Source organism: Bradyrhizobium guangdongense, assembly GCF_004114975.1.
GTDB lineage: Bacteria > Pseudomonadota > Alphaproteobacteria > Rhizobiales > Xanthobacteraceae > Bradyrhizobium > Bradyrhizobium guangdongense.
The window spans coordinates 3,292,805-3,308,880 of the sequence record NZ_CP030051.1; the positions used below are offsets into that span (position 1 = coordinate 3,292,805).

The following is a 16,076-nucleotide window of genomic DNA, read 5'->3' on the forward strand; positions in this document are numbered from 1 at the left end:
TTTCTACGGCTCTTGCGTCAGGGACGCCAGCCGTAGATCCAGTCCTGCCGCGCCAGCATGCGGTCCGGGCCGAGCGCGCGGATGGACAGATCGCGCGCGATCGCGAGCGGCCCACCCAGATGATAGATGCGGCCCTGCTGCCGCGCGGTCCGCTGCACTTTCCTGACGCGGGCCTGACGCATCAGGCCATATTGCTTCAGCGCGGCCGCGACGCTGCCTGCGTCCTCGGCGGTCTCGAGGCTCAGATGCCGGGCCAGCACGGCGGCATCCTCGATCGCCATGCCGGCGCCTTGCGCGGCGAACGGCAGCATCGCATGCACGGCATCGCCAAGCAGCGCGATCGGACCCTTGCTCCAGGGGCAGCCGTCGGGCACGCCGAACAGCGCCCATTTGCGCCAGCTGTCGACGCTTGCCAGCATCATCCGCGCGGCCTGCGGCCAGCGCGGCGGAGCGAAGGCCGCCATCACCTCGGCAGGATCGCCTGCCGTGCTCCAGCCCGGCCTGTTCCAGCTGCCCGGCAACACCGCCACGACGTTGATCTGGCGGCCGCCCGCAATCGGGTAGGCAACGAGATGGGCGTTGGGGCCCATCCAGAGCTGCACCCGCCGCGCGGTGTGCTCCTTTGGCAGCTGGGTGGCCTCGAGCGTGCCGCGCCAGGCGATCAGGCCGGAGAAGCGCGGCTGCACCGCGGAGAACAAATGCTGGCGGACTGTCGACCAGATGCCATCGGCGCCGATCAGCGCGCTGGCGAGATCGCTGCGCCGGATCGTGCCGCTGCGATGGACCACCGTCAGTCCCCTGGCGTGGGGGGCGACATCCTCGAAGGTCGCACCCAGCTTCAGATCGATATCGGGATGGTCTGCCACCGCGCCTGACAGCGCCGATTGCAGATCGGCGCGATGCACCACCCAATAGGGGGCACCGGCGCGCGCGGACGCCGCTTCGCCGAGCGGCATGCGCAAGAGTTCGCCGCCGGCGCGCGCGCTCATGATCGAGACCGCTTCCGGAACGACGGCACGGAGCTTGAGCCGCTCGGTGAGGCCGAGCTCGACCAGCACGCGGCTCGCATTGGGGGAGAGTTGCAGGCCGGCTCCGACTTCCTCGAGCCGCTCGGCCTTTTCCAGCACGACGATGCGGAAACCGCGCTGCGCCAGCGCAAGCGCAGCCGTCAGTCCTCCGATGCCGGCGCCGGCAATGACGATCGTGCGCGGGAGGGCCATTCCTGACCGAATTAAACGGTCAGGCCACCTTGTCCTTCAAGACACATTCCGGCGGACGGGCCTCGCCCGCCTTCAGATCGGCGGCGAAGCGGTACAGCGTCGAGCAGTACGGGCAGATGATCTCGTTGTCGTTGCCGAGATCCAGGAACACGTGCGGATGATCGAACGGAGGATTGGCGCCGACGCACATGAACTCTTGCGAGCCGATCTCGATGACGGGAACACCGGCATCGTTATGGAAGTGCGGGACGACATGGTCGGACATCGTAGTTCATCCTGGAGTGGCAATGGCAGCAGACACAATCAGCAGTGACGCGGCATAATTTCGACGCCGCGGACCATACTGATGGGTGCTTGTGATTGCTAGCCCGCCGGAACCGAAAGGTTCGCAATTGCCCCATGCTCATTTGCTCATGCAAATTCGACACAATCTTGTCGCCTCAGAGAAGCCCTTCTTTCGTCGGGGACGTTGTGTCGCAATTTTGGCATACTATGTCTGTGGACACGCGCAAATTGCGACGAAAGACGAACCATCGGGCACACATGATGCAGCGAATGTCCAGGCTTCCAGCATGAAGTGGCTGCGAATCAGTTCGGCGTTGACCGGGATTGCTGCATGCAGCCTTGTGCTCGCGCAGGTAGCGCCGCATGCCCGCGAGGCCGGCGCTGTCCTCGCCGCGCAGGACGATCCGGCGGCGCTGTCCGAACTCAAGCTCGATGCGGCTCTCGCCAAAGACGAGCACCTGGTTCAGGACAACATCGAAGCCGCGCTCAAGGCCGGCGATGCCGATCTCGCCGACAGCTTCGTCGCGCTCGCGCGTGACCGCAACATCGCGCTGCCCGACGATCTGCTGAGCCGGGTCGGCGATGCGGTCAAGGCGGAGAATTCCACCTCGCAATTCGCCAAGCGCTTTGCCACCGGGCTCGTCACCGGCAATGCCGACGATGTCGCGAGTCTCTCCGGAACCGTCGCCGGCGATCTTTTCGTGATCGGCGATATCAGGGACGTCGTGCGCGAGAGCAAGCACCTCGCCATGGGCGAGGACACCGATCGCCTCGTGCTCGGCCTCGCAACTGCCGGCCTCGCGGTCACGGCGGTGACCTATCTGTCCGCCGGAGGCGCGGCGCCGGTCCGTGCCGGGCTGACGCTGGTGAAGGACGCCCGCAAGGTCGGGCGGCTCGGCGAAGGACTCGCCGCGTGGGCCGGCCGGTCGGCGCGCGAAGTGGTCGACACGCCGATGCTTCAGAACGCCGTCGCCTCGGGCTCGGTGCTGCGGCCGGGCGAGACCGTGAGCGCGATCAAGGCCGCGTTCCGCGTCGAGAAGGCCGGCGCCCTGGTCCGGCTCGGCAAGGACGTCACGCGCGTCGCCGAAAAATCAGGCACGCGCGGCGCGATGGATAGCTTGCGCATCGCCGAGGGCCCGAAGGATGTCGCGCGCGCGGCGCGGCTTGCGGAAGCGCAAGGCGGCAAGACGCGCGCGCTTCTGAAGCTGCTCGGCCGCGGCGCGCTGCTGCTGGTCGGCGGCGCATTCGATCTCACGCTGTGGCTGTTCGGCGCGGCACTGACGCTGTTCGGCCTGCTGTCGTCGATCAAGGCGACCACCGAACGCCTGACCCAGGCGTGGTGCGATCGCAGACGGGCCCGGCGGCTCCGCCGGGCGCAGCTGGTTGCCGAAGCCGCGCTGGCAAACACGGCCGCCACGGCCTAAAGCGCACCGCGCTTCAGGTTATTGTTTGAGCATGATCTTGCCGGAAAACCGCTGCACACTTTTCCGGATCATGCTCTAAGATCAACCTTTCCCTCAAATCTGCGGAACTGCTGATGCCGAGCTTTCACAACGGCCCCGTTGAAATGGCCTATCTCGACGAAGGCGCGGGTGATCCGATCATCCTGGTGCACGGCTTTGCCTCGAGCAAGAACGTCAACTGGGTCTATCCGACCTGGGTCTCGGAGCTGCGCAAGAACGGCCGCCGCGTCATCGCGCTCGACAATCGCGGCCATGGCGAAAGCGCAAAGCTCTACGAGCCCGCGCAATACTCGATCCCGACCATGGCCGGCGATGTGCTCGCGCTGATGGATCATCTCGCCATCCCGCAAGCCGACATCATGGGCTATTCGATGGGGGGGCGGATGGCGGCCTGGCTCGGACTGAACGAGCCGCAGCGCCTGCGCTCGGCGATCCTCGGCGGCATCGGCGTCGGCGGCCTGATCGAGGGCACCGGACCCGGCGAGGTCGTGGCGAAGGCGCTGGAAGCGTCCTCGCTCGATGACGTCACCGATCCCGTCGGCCGCACGTTTCGTGCGTTTGCGGACCAGACCCGCTCGGATCGGCGTGCGCTCGCCGCCTGCCTGCGCGGCACGCGCGATCTCATGACCAGGGAGGAGGCCGCCCGCATCGAGGTGCCGGTGCTGATCGCGGTCGGCTCGACCGACGACGTCGCAGGCTCGGCCAGCGCGTTAGGCGCGATCATCCCGGGCTCGGAAGTGCTCGACATTCCCGGCCGCGATCACATGCGCGCGGTCGGCGACAAGGTCTACAAATCGGGCGTTCTCGATTTCCTGTCACGCCGGGGCCGAGGTGATGTTGCTTGAGGCCACGAGGTCGTTGCCATCGTAAGGGGTCTGCACTCCCTTCGGGGTGACCGTCCAAATCTGGAGTCCGCCGAGGGTGTTGATGAGAAGTCAGCTCGAAGGGGATAGGAACGTCGGCTAACGCCCGATCGCGCTGGCATCGACGAGATGGATCTCCGTTACTGCTTCACACCGCCTTGTCGCTGAACGCGGCGGCAAGCGTGGTGAGGAACGACATGACGCGTTGTGTGCGCAGGGGCGGGCGGCGGTCCGAGGTGCGCAACATCCATAGAGGTTCTCCAAACGTGCGCCAGGGCGCAAGCACTTCGACCAGCCGGCCCGCGCGAAGGTCTTCGTCGACGAGCCAGGCGGGCCCCCAGCCGATCCCAAACCCATTCGCGATCAACGCGAGCGACGCGTGCGCGTCGTCGCAAATGTGCTTGGGCTTGGGCGTGACTCGAATGGGTCTTTTGCCGTGCGGGTCGGCAAAGCGCCAGGTCAGGATCTGACCGCTCGCGGGATTCCGGAAGCCGACGTGGTCGTGCGCGGAAAGCTCGTATGGAGTCGCCGGCGCGCCGCGCGCCTTCAGATAGGCAGGCGAGGCGCAAGCGATCCAGGAGAACGTGCAAAGCCGCCGTGCCTGATGACCGGGCACGCGGTCGAGGCGTCCTGAGCGGATCGCGACGTCGACCCCTTCCGCCGCGAGATCGAGAATCTCGTTGCGGAATTTGACCTCGATCTCGATTTCCGGCCGCTCCCGCAGGAATGCAGGTAGTCGCGGCAGGATGCAGGCGCGCGCGAACGAGGCGGGGGCGGTCACGCACACCCGTCCGCCATCATCGCGCCCGACTTCGCCGAGCGCGGATTGGACACGGGCGAGACTCTCGACCAACGCGCGTCCCGCCGCCATCAGCCTGTCGCCCTCTTCGGTCAGCGCCAACGAATGCGTGGAGCGATGCAAAAGCCGCAAGCCCCGAGCCTTTTCGAAGCGGGCGACCGCCTTGGACATCGCGGAGGTGGTCGTCCCCGCTCGCCGCGCGGCTTCGGCAAAGGAGCCTGCCTCCACGACCCGGACGAAGGCGAGGAGACGCGAGAGATCGGGAGGTAAAGTCGTTGTGGACATGGAGTCCACATCATCATGGCTATGCGGTCACTACAAGAGCCATTCGCGAACGGCTAAACACAGAGCGTTAGCGCATCATGTGGCGCTCAAAATGCGGGAAGTCCCATGCACCTCATCGAAATCACCCTGCAAGCCCTTGATGCAGCCGAGCGCGCGATTCCTCCCGGCCAGCCGGTCTATATGCTCAATCTGCTGTGCTACCGCGCGCAGGCGCGTTACGAGGACGGATTCGACGCCGCGCCCTGCTCGGGCCGCGAAGCCTTTAATGAGCGCTATAGGCCGGCATTCCGGCGTCTCGCGGCCGGTAAGCCGCTGGTGCGGATGTTTTCCGTGCCGGTCCTGGCCAGCCTCGTCGGCTCGCCAGGCGAACGCTGGGACGAAGCGGCGATAAATGAATATGGCGATTTCGCTACCTTCCGCTCGATCGTCGATACCGAGACCTACCGGCGCGAAGTCGCCCCCCATCGGCACGCGGCGCTCGAGGATTTCCGGCTGTTCGCGCTCCCCAAGGCCATGTGAGCGCATTGAGGATCAGGAGGCGCGATGACTCTTCATCCCAATCTCACCGCGCTTTGCTGTCGTCCCCAAACCGACGCGCCAGCGCCATCAGCACCACGAAGGTCGCCAGCCACACCATGCGTGCGCCATAGCGGTCGTGCGGTCCCGAGATCACGCCGCAGATGAAGGCGTTGCCGAGCAATGCCAGCGTCACGGTCGCCGCCAGCAGCGTCAGGTCGTCCAGCTTGCGATGGGCGAGCGCATGTCCGAGCAGCGCGACCAGCGCCAGCATGGAGATCAGCGCGACCGGGACGTGCAGCCAGTTGACGTAATCGAAATTCAGGCCCCAATGCTGCTGGCGCGCCGCGCGCATCGGCGCCACTTGTGCAGGGATGTAGCGCTCGATGATACCGTAGGTGTGCGGAATCCAGACGCTGGTGCCTTCGCCGGTCGCGACGTGGATCAATTGCTGGCCCATCGCCCGCAGCGCCGCGCCGGCCTGCCACGCAGGATAATCGGCGAGCGAGTGCTCGACGATGTAGCCCATCTCCTCATCGAGGCCCTCGAAGCGGCCGAGCGTGTTGAACATGCTCTTGCCCCACAAAAATTCGTCGGCGGTCGCGGGCAGCTCGTTGCGATAGGGGCAGAGCTTGAAGTTCTCGCGGGGGCAGTGGTCGTTCAGAAAACGTGCGACGATGCCGTCCTGCATCATGCGGCCGAAAGCGACGCCGGTGCCGCCGGGTGTCCAGGCCCATTTGCCCGACAGCGCATGGTCGGCCGAGATCAGCATCAGGGCGCCCACGACGATCGTGAGGCTCCCCTGGGCGAGCCCGGCGATCGGAAGGCGGCGCCGAAGCAACGGGCGCATGGTCCAGCCAACGACGCAGAGCCCGAGCAGCACGCCGAGCGTGGCGCTGTGGGTTGCAGCGGAGAAGGCGGTGAAGACGAACAGCGAGGTCCTCTCCAGTCCCGAGATACGATTGCCCGCGATCACGAGGAGAAACAGCGACAGCACCGACAATCCTGCAAAGATGTCGGTGAGCAGCATGCTCGCGAGCCAGGGCAGGGCGGTCGACACGATCAGGACCAGGCTGATCGCGACGAAGCGGAAGGTCTGCATCATGGAGAGCAAGCGCAGCGTCAGCTGCAGCAGCCACAGCGTTGCCAGCGACTGGACCGCGAGGTTGATCCAGAAGCCGAAGCCTTCGCCATAGTGCAGGTAGATGCCGAAGACGGTGGAGCGGCTGGGGACGAGATAGCCCTCGTACCAGCGCGCCAGATAGCCGCCGGTATCCCATTGCAACAGCGGATAGCCGTTCCAGAACGCCGGCGCGATCATGAGGAGAGGCAGCGCCACTGCCGCCAGCCGCAGCCAGAACGTCGGCGCGGCGCGCGCGCGCAATTGATCGGTGGTGATGCTCAAAACCGCTCCGTCCTCGTGCGGACCATGCCCGCAATAACGGTTGCGATGAAATTCACCAATAGTTTGACCCCGCCCGGCTTGAATTTGGCGAGACTCTGACCATTTTGAGCCGACCTTGCCGTCGGGGGCGCCAGAAGAACCTGTTATGTTTCAAGGCGTTGGGGTACTTCCTGGGGCAACGCGCTGTTCACTCTCAGGCAAGCCCGTCAGGACTTTGTCGCCTACACTGTGCTATAAAGCCAATAAAACCAGCCCAATCGAAAGAGCAGATTTCATGGCAGTGCATCAGGTCAATCCGGGAGGAAAGCTCGCGACGCTCGATCCGATCTGGGACCGGATCCGCGGCGAAGCCGAAGACATCGTCCGCCGCGAGCCGGAGCTTGCGACCTTCATTTATTCGGCGGTGCTGCATCACGGCCGACTGGAAGACTCGGTGGTCCACCGAGTCGCCGAGCGGCTCGACCATTCCGCCTTGTCAGGCGATCTCGTGCGCCAAGCCTACATGGACGCGCTGCGCGACGAACCCGATCTCGGGAACGCCTTCCGTGCGGATCTCGTCGCCGTCTATGACCGCGATCCCGCGACCTCGCGATTCATCGATCCCTTGCTCTACTTCAAGGGCTTTCACGCCATCCAGACCCATCGGCTGGCGCATTGGCTCTATCTCAAGGGCCGCAAGGATTTTGCTTTTTACCTGCAGAGCCGCGCCTCCGCGGTGTTCCAGACCGACATCAATCCCGCCGCGCGCATCGGCCGCGGCATCTTCCTCGACCACGCCACCGGCTTCGTCTGCGGTGAGACCGCTGTCATCGAGGACGACGTCTCGATCCTGCACGGCGTCACGCTCGGCGGCACCGGCAAGGAGAACGAGGACCGCCATCCGAAGATTCGTCATGGCGTGCTGATCGGCGCCGGCGCCAAGATCCTCGGCAACATCGAGATCGGTCATTGCGCGCGCATCGCGGCCGGCTCGGTCGTGGTGAAGCCGGTGCCGCACAACGTCACCGTCGCGGGCGTGCCGGCCAAGATCGTCGGCGAGGCTGGCTGCGCCGAGCCGTCGCGCACCATGGACCAGATGATCAACGCGATGGGGCTTTGAGTTCGCAGGAAAGGGCCGGATTTTCCGGCCTTGTCGTCCCCAAATTCTTTGGCAATTGATGCTGGCGGTTCGTCGCGTCTCGTCCTAAAACCCGCCGACCAAATTTCGATCGGAGACTTGCCGTGGACGTCAAAGAAGTCAGAAAACTGGATGCGTATCTGAAGCGCGTGTTCGGCAATCCCAAGATCCGCGTCGTGCCGCGGCCGAAGAAGGACGATTCTGCCGAGGTCTATATCGGCGAGGAGTTCATCGGCGTTCTGTTCGTCGACGACGAGGACGATGATCGCTCGTTCCAATTCCAGATGGCGATACTCGAGGACGATCTGGTCGACCAGGAATAGGTCGGCCGACCGGCCCGGTGACGCGGAACTTCCGACGTCACCATTTTGTGGTTGAGCGGCGGTGCAATCGATCGCCGCAGCTCCCATATTCTCCTCATGAAGACTGTGCTGATCTCCGGGGCGGGGATCGCAGGGCCGACCTTGGCCTATTGGCTCGAGCGCGCCGGCTACGTGCCGACGCTGGTCGAGCGCGCGCCCGCGCTCCGTCGCGGCGGCTATGTCATCGATTTCTGGGGACTGGGTTACGACATCGCCGAACGCATGGGGCTGCTGCCGGCGATTGACCGTGCCGGTTACCATGTGCGCGACCTGCGCATCGTCGGCGATGACGGACGGCGCGTTGCCGGTTTCGGCACCCGCGTGTTCGACGAGCTCACGGGCGGGCGTTTCATCACCTTGGCGCGAAGCGATCTGTCGCGCCTGCTCTACGACAAGATCAGCGCTTCGACGGAGGTCATCTTCGATGACGAGATCGTCGCGCTCGAGGAGCGAGCCGATCACGTCGGGGTTCGCTTGCTGCGTGGTGGAGAGCGCCGCTTCGATCTCGTGGTCGGGGCCGACGGACTGCATTCGTCGGTGCGGCGTCTTGCTTTCGGCCCGCAATCGGCTTTCGAGCGTCATCTCGGCTACGGCGTCGCCGCGATCGAGATTCATGATTACGACCGGCGCGACGAGAATACTTATCTCATGTACACCGAGCGGGGCCGCATGATCGGGCGCTTTGCCCTGCATGGCGGCCGAACGCTGTTCCTTTTCATCTTCGCCGACGACACCGGCTTGTGGCCCGCGACGCTTGCCGATCAGAAGGCAAGGCTGCGCGAAGTCTATCGCGGCGCGCGATGGGAGTGGCCACAAATCGCTTCCGCGCTCGATCGCTGTGATGATCTCTATTTCGACCGCGTCAGCCAGATCAAAATGGACATTTGGTCAAAGGGCCGCATCGCTCTGATTGGCGATGCAGCCTTCTGCGTGTCGCTGGTGGCCGGGCAGGGCTCGGCGTTGGCCATGATCTCGGCCTATGTGCTTGCGGGTGAACTCGCCCGTGCCGACGGGTGCTACCGGGATGCTTTTAACGCCTACGAGGCGCGGCTTCGCAGTTACATCGAAGCCAAGCAGCGCGGAGCGGCGCGCTTCGCCGCGGCCTTCGCGCCGAGGACCTCCTATGGTCTGTGGTTTCGAAATCAGGTCGTCAGGGCCTGCTCATGGCCGGGCGCGGCGAGACTCATGGTCGGTCGTGACATCACGGACAGGCTGGACCTGCCGGACTATCGCTGGGACCGGCACGATACGGCGAGCGCCTGAGCCGGCCGCGATCTCCAGGTTCTAGCTCTTCGCAAGAATTCGCAGCCGCGCGGTGGCTTCGGCGACCGTAAGGTCCTGCACGTCGACGAGCTCGGCCTCTACGACCATGTCGCGCTCCGTCTGCTCGACCACACGCGCCCGCGCCGTGATCGGTCCGACTGCCGCAGGTTTCAGGAAACGCGTGTCGAGGTTCCTGGTGACCACGGTCAAGCCAGGCGAGAGTCTTGCGAGCGCGCAAATCCCCGTCGCCGAGTCCAGCATCGCCGCCAGAAAGCCGCCCTGGACCGTCCCGTGTCTGTTGGTGAATGCGACCTGCGCCTGGAAGCGAATCAGCGCATCCCCGTTCTCGTCCGTGCCGATCCATTCGCGTCCGAGCAGCTGAGCCCCGGGCGGAAGATTTGCTGTCACCTCGCTCACATAGACCCTCCCGGCGTGGAGCCCGGCTTTGCATCATTCGAATTTTCCGATGATGACACTATGCTCCTGTTTTGCCCGACGGGTCAAGCTAAAGTTCGAAAAAAGCGAAGTCGCGAGAAATGCAGGGATTGCCAGTCGCCTGGCTACTGTGCATGGGGTTGTTTTCGAGTTCTTGTCGCGGCCGGCTTCAGCCGTGCGGCCCGCGCAGCTGCGCCGTCAGCTTGTCCATGGCGTCCGCGACGTCGCGCCATTGCGACAGCCAGCTGCGCGGAAAGCGGAAGGTGAGGTCGGCGGCGCCGACGCGGCGCTCGGACAGGCACATGCCGGGCGTCGATGCATCGCGCGTGCAGCGCGCGGTCAGTGCGGGGGACGTCGCGGAATACAGATCCTCGCTGCCATAGGGCGTGTCGCTGCGGAACGGGCGCATCGTCAATCCGTCGTCCGGCGTCGTGGCGGCCTGGTCGAGATAGCGCGGATAGATCGTCGTCGTCCGCTGCTCCGGCGAGAGCGCATCGTGATGCGCCGCGATTGACAGGAAGATGCGATCGATCGGCTGCATGGCCGTGTCGACGGTGTCGGCGGTGACGTGCCTCGGACCGCTCGGTACTTCCAGCGAGGGATAGAGGAAATCGAGGTCGATGCGCTCCTGCGGTCCGGAGTGCCGTTGGATCTTCATCCGGATCGCCTGAAGCGGCAGGTTGAACAGCGTGCCGCCGACGCTCACGGGCAACTTGTCCGGTGCATCAGTGCCGCCCGTGCTCCAGGTCGGCCACAGCAGATAAGCGACCAGGGCGATCGCACCCGCCGCGACCACGCCGGTGAGCGCTAACGGGACGAGATGGGCACGCGTCTCTGCGCCTGCGCCGGGGGACCGAGGAGAGGTTGCCGAAAACACCGTCATGACGTCGCGCAAGAGACCGGAAGTCGGCCGGCGGCCGACGAATCACCGGCGAATATGCCATGCGGCGGCGAATTCGCGGAGGGGTTCCCGGTGAGGGGGAACGGGACTGGCTCTGCGCGCGGCGGGCGGGATCGTTAACCTTCCCTTAAGGATAATGTAGCGTTAACCGGCACTATTTGTCACAGGAAAGCACCTCGCGTTGCGTTAAGGCGGACTGCTCCGATGACACCCGAAGCTCTCAATACTTTCTTCTCGATCTGCATCGGCTTCGCACTCGCGGGCGCGCTCGCAAACGGATACCAGGCCCTCTCGCAGCGGCCTGCGGGCTTCGGACTGTTGCAGGAGGGCGTCGCTCCCCGGACCTTTGCAGCAGTACCGTTCCTGGTGTTCGCGGCGCCCTTCATCATCATGCGCAACACGCTGCGGGGCATGCGGCTGGAAAGCCGCCGCTTCGAATTCGTGATGATGGCGACCGTCATCGCCGGCTTCTGGAGCATGATGAGCGGAACCTTCTTCCTGATGACGCTGCGCGCGACCGGCGTGCTGGGCTGACGCTTTCCAGGACTGCGCGGCGGCCCTTTGCCTCCGCGCCCTCGTTTCGCTATGGCTTGAGGCGACAGGAGACCTCCATGGCGATCTACGAGCTCGACGGGCAAGCGCCCGATCTTCCTTCTGACGGCAATTACTTCATCGCGGAGACCGCGACCGTGATCGGCCGCGTGCGCCTGAAGCCGGGCGCCAGCGTCTGGTTCGGCGCGGTGCTGCGCGGCGACAATGAGTGGATCGAGATCGGCGAGGGCGCCAACGTCCAGGACGGCTCGACCTGTCATACCGATCTCGGCTTTCCGCTCGTGATCGGGAAGGACTGCACCGTCGGTCATAATGTGATCCTGCACGGCTGCACGATCGAGGAGGGCGCGCTGATCGGCATGGGCGCGATCGTGATGAACGGCGCCAGGATCGGCCGCAACAGCATCGTCGGCGCCGGCTCCGTCATCACCGAGGGCAAGGAGTTTGCCGAGCGCTCGCTGATCATCGGCTCGCCCGCGCGCGTGATCCGCACGCTCGACGACGCCCAGGTGCAGCGGATGGGCAGCGCGGCGAGGTTCTACGTCGCCAATGGCCCGCGCTTCAAGAAGGGGCTGAAGCGGATCGGCTGAGGCCCGCGCTGGCCGCGCGTCGCCCGCGCGGCCACGGACTCGCGGCGCTGTTGCTCGGCGCGCTCAACGTCGTCGTGATGCGAGGATCGGTGTTGGCTCCTCTCTCCGATATTGCGCAGGCGACAGATCGCATCACGACAGGCGACATCAGGAGCCAGGTGCCGCATCTTGCCCGCTACGACGAGATCGGTCGGCTGGCGCGCGCCGTGCAGAACTTCCGCGACGCCGTCGCGCAGATATTCGAGCTGGATGAACGCCAACTACCGCAAGATCTACAATCTCCCCGACACGATTCAGGCCGGATCGACGCTGGAGGAAATCCTCCAGCACCGGGTCAAGAGCGGCTTGTTCGGTGGTGATGTCACGAAGTATGTCGCGGCTGTTCTCGACCGGATCGCCAAGCGAGAGCCTGCTGCCTATGAGATCAATCTCAATGACGGCCGCACCATCAAGATCTACGAACGACCGATGGACGGCGGCGGTTGGGTGTCGGTGCAGGAGGATGTTACCGAACAACGCCAACGCGAGCGCATGCTCGAACGGATGGAGCGCTTCCTCGCCACCATCATTGAGAACGTGACCGAAGGCATCATCGCCAAGGATGCGCGCAACCTGCGCTATCTGTTCATCAACAAGGCTGCCGAAAAGCAGATCGGCATGTCCCGCGCCGAAATCGTCGGCAAGACGGCGCGCGAACTGTTTTCCAAGGAGACTGCCGATCTGATCGAGCAGCGGGACAAGCAGCTGCTAGCCCAGCAGCAGCAACTCGAGCCCATCACCGATACGATCAACAACCCCATCCGCGGTCGACGCCAGGTATCGTGGCGGCGCCTCCAGATCGGCGGAGCCGAAGAGGACTCGCATATCTTCGTGACCATGGTCGAGGATCTCGGCAAGGAGATGGGCGCCGCCGCGCAATGGCCGGCTCGGCTCGGCGCTGCGCAATACGCGCGGTCTACTGACGCTCGCGCGGAAGTGAGCTATCCCGCCTATCGTCTATGCTTGAGCGACGTTAGCTTGGCCTTGTTTGAAGCGTGGAGCGTTTCCACGCGGAGGGTAAGTTGATGTTACGCAAGATGATGATGGCCGCACTGACCGTTGTTGCGGTCGGTCTCGCAGCGCCTCAGACCGCGCAGGCGAGAGGTGGTTTCGGGCATGGCGGCGGCTTCCATGGCGGTGGCTTCCATGGTGGGGGCTGGGGTCACGGCGGCTGGGGCCACGGCTGGCATGGCGGCGGCTTCTGGCCGGGCGTCGCAATCGGTGCCGGCATCGCAGGCGCCGGCTATTACGGCGCTTATGGCTACGGCTATCCTTACTACGGCGATCCCTATTATTACGGCCTCGGTTACGAGGACTATGGTGCGCAATGCTATCCTGTGCGCCAGCGCGTGATGACTCGATCGGGCTGGCGTGTCCGCCGCGCTCAGGTCTGTGAATAGCGGCTGCGGATAAGGGGTACCCGGCGAGGCATCCAAATACCGGGACTTTAAAAAACAAGGCCGTTGACGCAGTATACCGTCAACGACCTTGCCAGCCCCGGATATTGAAATCGGCTCACGCCATCCGGTATGAGCGAACATCGCGCGGAATCACACGGACGAATGTGATCCATTTCACATCTGGCGAAAATAAAAGTCGGTCGCCCTGGATCCAATCAGCCGCGAGAGCGTTTGCGGGCGCTGACATGGACACGGTGACGCGCCGGTTTCTTCGAAGTAACCGCGGGTGTCTCGGCCTCGGTGGCGCGGGCGGAGGCAAAGGATTGCCGCAATCCGTCGATGGATTCGTTCAGATTGGCGACCTGCTCCGACAGGCGCTTGGTGTCGGCCTGCTGCGAGGCGAGCAGCCGCTTCATGGTCGAAAGCTGGTCCTGCACGACCTGAAGCTGATCGATCGATTCCTGCTGGGTCGCCTCCAACCCCTTGGTCTTCTCGACGAGCTGCTCGGAGGCTTGCGCCGCGCGCGCCTGAAGTTGCCGCGAGGCGACCACCCGGTCGGTCTCCGGCGTGGCGCCGGTATAGGCGCGCCAGATCGCGATCGAGGTGACGCCGGCGATCAGCAGCAGCAGCGCCGCAGCCGTCAGCGCGATCGGCTGGGCACCGAGACGGAAGAGGGGATTGGACGGTGTGTCCTCTGCGAGATCGATCATCGCTGACAAAACCCAAATTGAACTTGGTGAGTGGCGAAGAGCGGCAGCACAAGAACGAACAAGGCGGCCGGGACGTCCCGAAAGCGTTACAGTTCGGCAACAATTGGGACGAAAAGGTGGCCGCCGGGGAGAAAAGCGTAGCTGGAACAAGGCCACAGTTCCCCCATCCGCGCCAAAATGGCCTCGAGCAGGGGAGTATTGGGGTACGCCCAACACCCGCTACGCGCGGATCGCGGGCCTAGGGCTGAAACGGCGCAAACGGACCGGAATAGGATTTCGCTCGCGGCGCAGCGTAGGGGCCCAGCCGGGACGTCGTTAAGCCCAGCCGGACCAGCCCCTCAGCCAGGGCCACCGCAGCCGCGACGCCGTCGATGACGGGCAGACCGTGCTTGTCCGCGAGCTCGGCGGCGAGATCGGCCATGCCGGCGCAGCCGAGCACGATGGCCTCGGCGCGGTCGTCGCGGATGGAGGCCAGAATCTCGGCCGAGATCTTGCCGAGCGCTTCAGTATTGCGTTCCTCGAGCGCGAGCACGGGGACCTCGGCGGCGCGGACGCGGGCGCAGCGGTCGGCAACGCCGTACTTCTTGAGATTATGCTCGATCGGTACGATGGAGACACCGAGCGTCGTCACCACGGCAAAGCGTGCGGCGACCAGGCTCGCCATGTGGAATCCGGCTTCGCCAATGCCGATCACCGGCACCTTCGCCACGGCACGTGCAGCGTCGAGGCCGGTGTCGTCGAAACAGGCGATGATGTGGGCATTCGCTCCGTCGCGGTCGGCTTCACGAATGCAGCCGAGCATGCCAGGAACGGCGAAGGCCTCGTCGTAAAATCCTTCGATCGAGACCGGTCCCATCGCGGGCTGGCGCGCATCGATCACCGTGTCGGGCCGCGCGATCGCGCGCGCTGCCGCGGCGATCTTCGCCGTCATCGAGGCCGTCGTGTTGGGATTGACGACGTGAAGTCGCATCGTGATCAGACGAGTCCCTTTGTCAGACAAGCCCTTTGCCGGCGTCCGAGCCTTTGGCCGCCTGCCGCTTGTTGAGCATGTGGATGGTGCCGAGCGCAAGCGTGATCACCGCGAAGGACACCGCGGAGATGATGGTGCCGAGCGCATAGATGTCCGGGTTGGTCACCGTCGTGGTGAGGCCCTGGAGATCGAGCGGCAATGTGTTCACCGCGCCGATCGCCTGACTGGAGCGCGCGAGCTCGTCCCAGGACAGCGTGAAGCCGAACAGGCCGATGCCGATCACCGACGGCAGGATGATCGGCAGCACGACGTAGCGGAAGGCCTGCCACGGTGTCGCACCGAGATCGCGCGCGGCTTCTTCGAGGCGCGGGTCGAATCGGTTGAAGATCGCGAACATGATCAGCAGGCCGAACGGCAGCGTCCACGTCAGATGCGCGCCGAGACCGGAGGTCAAAAGGCCCATCGAGGTTTCGAAATTCTCGTTCCAATGCGTCTTGATCAGGTCGTCGATGATGCGGAATTCCAGCGAGATCCCAAGCGAGGTGATGATCGAGGGGACGATCAGGCTGGCGATTGCCGAGTAGAACAGGATGCTCTGCGCTCTGAACTTCCTGCGGAAGGCCATGCCGGCGGCGACTGACAGCACGACGGTGACCGCCATCACGATGACGCCGAGCAGCAGCGAGCGACGGAAGGACGCTCCGAGATCGATGATGCCGGTACCCTGAAACAGCTTGGTCAGCCAGTAGGTCGACACGCCATTCATCGGGAAGGTGAGTCCGCCCTGCGGTCCCTGGAAGGACAGCACGTAGATCGCGATCATCGGGCCGTAGAGAAACAGAACATAGGCCGCGAAGAAGATCGCGAGCACATAGAAGCTGCGCGGACGTCCTTCCTTCAT

General features: G+C 64.6%; 20 protein-coding genes. 11 read left to right on the forward strand and 9 right to left on the reverse strand.

The window, feature by feature from the left end; translation table 11 throughout:
* Positions 1-17: 17 nt before the first annotated feature.
* Both X265_RS15625 and X265_RS15630 read right to left on the reverse strand, forming a co-directional pair.
* Complete coding sequence (locus X265_RS15625; RefSeq protein ID WP_128965621.1) at positions 18-1,220, reverse strand: FAD-dependent monooxygenase; 1,203 nt, start codon at positions 1,218-1,220, stop codon at positions 18-20.
* Positions 1,221-1,239: 19 nt separating this feature from the next.
* On the reverse strand, positions 1,240-1,485 hold the full coding sequence (locus X265_RS15630; protein WP_007602543.1) for a zinc-finger domain-containing protein: 246 nt from the start codon (positions 1,483-1,485) through the stop codon (positions 1,240-1,242).
* 307 nt (positions 1,486-1,792) lie between these two features.
* Between X265_RS15630 and X265_RS15635 the strand changes: the two genes are divergently transcribed.
* Together X265_RS15635 and X265_RS15640 are read left to right on the forward strand one after the other, a co-directional pair.
* Positions 1,793-2,929: a hypothetical protein gene (locus tag X265_RS15635; RefSeq protein ID WP_128965622.1), complete on the forward strand. Its 1,137-nt coding sequence runs from the start codon at positions 1,793-1,795 to the stop codon at positions 2,927-2,929.
* Between the two features lie 113 nt (positions 2,930-3,042).
* Positions 3,043-3,813 (forward strand): alpha/beta fold hydrolase, encoded by a 771-nt coding sequence (locus X265_RS15640; protein ID WP_128965623.1) that lies wholly within the window; start codon positions 3,043-3,045, stop codon positions 3,811-3,813.
* Between the two features lie 166 nt (positions 3,814-3,979).
* Here the strand turns inward: X265_RS15640 and X265_RS15645 are convergent, their stop codons facing one another.
* Entirely contained in the window at positions 3,980-4,915 is a 936-nt protein-coding gene (locus tag X265_RS15645) for a LysR family transcriptional regulator (protein WP_128965624.1), read from the reverse strand.
* Between the two features lie 105 nt (positions 4,916-5,020).
* Here X265_RS15645 and X265_RS15650 point away from each other — a divergent pair, with 105 nt between their 5' ends.
* On the forward strand, positions 5,021-5,434 hold the full coding sequence (locus X265_RS15650; RefSeq protein WP_128965625.1) for a hypothetical protein: 414 nt from the start codon (positions 5,021-5,023) through the stop codon (positions 5,432-5,434).
* Between the two features lie 43 nt (positions 5,435-5,477).
* Here the strand turns inward: X265_RS15650 and X265_RS15655 are convergent, their stop codons facing one another.
* On the reverse strand, positions 5,478-6,836 hold the full coding sequence (locus tag X265_RS15655) for a hypothetical protein (RefSeq protein WP_164938613.1): 1,359 nt from the start codon (positions 6,834-6,836) through the stop codon (positions 5,478-5,480).
* 274 nt (positions 6,837-7,110) lie between these two features.
* Between X265_RS15655 and cysE the strand changes: the two genes are divergently transcribed.
* The 3 genes from cysE to X265_RS15670 all read left to right on the forward strand — a co-directional run bounded on the left by cysE (position 7,111) and on the right by X265_RS15670 (position 9,578).
* A complete protein-coding gene (gene cysE, locus X265_RS15660) occupies positions 7,111-7,935 on the forward strand; it encodes a serine O-acetyltransferase (protein ID WP_164938614.1) in 825 nt (274 codons plus the stop codon).
* Between the two features lie 122 nt (positions 7,936-8,057).
* Positions 8,058-8,276, forward strand: a complete 219-nt coding sequence (locus X265_RS15665; protein WP_007602550.1) for a DUF3126 family protein — start codon at positions 8,058-8,060, stop codon at positions 8,274-8,276.
* Between the two features lie 96 nt (positions 8,277-8,372).
* The gene (locus X265_RS15670) at positions 8,373-9,578 is read left to right on the forward strand and encodes an FAD-binding domain (protein WP_128965627.1); all 1,206 of its coding nucleotides are present in this window, start codon (positions 8,373-8,375) and stop codon (positions 9,576-9,578) included.
* Positions 9,579-9,599: 21 nt separating this feature from the next.
* Here X265_RS15670 and X265_RS15675 read toward each other — a convergent pair whose 3' ends face one another.
* Both X265_RS15675 and X265_RS15680 read right to left on the reverse strand, forming a co-directional pair.
* On the reverse strand, positions 9,600-9,995 hold the full coding sequence (locus X265_RS15675) for a PaaI family thioesterase (RefSeq protein WP_128965628.1): 396 nt from the start codon (positions 9,993-9,995) through the stop codon (positions 9,600-9,602).
* A gap of 187 nt (positions 9,996-10,182) precedes the next feature.
* Complete coding sequence (locus X265_RS15680) at positions 10,183-10,896, reverse strand: hypothetical protein (protein ID WP_128965629.1); 714 nt, start codon at positions 10,894-10,896, stop codon at positions 10,183-10,185.
* A gap of 222 nt (positions 10,897-11,118) precedes the next feature.
* Between X265_RS15680 and X265_RS15685 the strand changes: the two genes are divergently transcribed.
* The 5 genes from X265_RS15685 to X265_RS15705 all read left to right on the forward strand — a co-directional run bounded on the left by X265_RS15685 (position 11,119) and on the right by X265_RS15705 (position 13,495).
* Positions 11,119-11,448, forward strand: a complete 330-nt coding sequence (locus tag X265_RS15685; RefSeq protein WP_128965630.1) for a DUF6949 family protein — start codon at positions 11,119-11,121, stop codon at positions 11,446-11,448.
* Between the two features lie 77 nt (positions 11,449-11,525).
* Entirely contained in the window at positions 11,526-12,056 is a 531-nt protein-coding gene (locus tag X265_RS15690) for a gamma carbonic anhydrase family protein (RefSeq protein WP_128965631.1), read from the forward strand.
* A gap of 77 nt (positions 12,057-12,133) precedes the next feature.
* On the forward strand, positions 12,134-12,415 hold the full coding sequence (locus X265_RS41370; protein ID WP_128969283.1) for a HAMP domain-containing protein: 282 nt from the start codon (positions 12,134-12,136) through the stop codon (positions 12,413-12,415).
* Positions 12,306-13,121, forward strand: a complete 816-nt coding sequence (locus X265_RS15700; protein ID WP_128965632.1) for a PAS-domain containing protein — start codon at positions 12,306-12,308, stop codon at positions 13,119-13,121. The genes X265_RS41370 and X265_RS15700 overlap by 110 nt, the downstream gene beginning before the upstream one ends.
* Positions 13,121-13,495: a hypothetical protein gene (locus X265_RS15705; RefSeq protein WP_128965633.1), complete on the forward strand. Its 375-nt coding sequence runs from the start codon at positions 13,121-13,123 to the stop codon at positions 13,493-13,495. The genes X265_RS15700 and X265_RS15705 overlap by 1 nt, the downstream gene beginning before the upstream one ends.
* Positions 13,496-13,710: 215 nt before the next feature.
* On the opposite strand, the gene X265_RS15710 is transcribed toward X265_RS15705, so the two are convergent.
* From X265_RS15710 to X265_RS15720, 3 genes are all read right to left on the reverse strand, one after another.
* Positions 13,711-14,205, reverse strand: coding sequence for a hypothetical protein (locus X265_RS15710; RefSeq protein WP_128965634.1), 495 nt, complete (start codon positions 14,203-14,205; stop codon positions 13,711-13,713).
* A gap of 238 nt (positions 14,206-14,443) precedes the next feature.
* Positions 14,444-15,175 (reverse strand): aspartate/glutamate racemase family protein, encoded by a 732-nt coding sequence (locus X265_RS15715; protein WP_128965635.1) that lies wholly within the window; start codon positions 15,173-15,175, stop codon positions 14,444-14,446.
* Positions 15,176-15,197: 22 nt separating this feature from the next.
* Positions 15,198-16,076: an ABC transporter permease gene (locus X265_RS15720; protein ID WP_128965636.1), complete on the reverse strand. Its 879-nt coding sequence runs from the start codon at positions 16,074-16,076 to the stop codon at positions 15,198-15,200.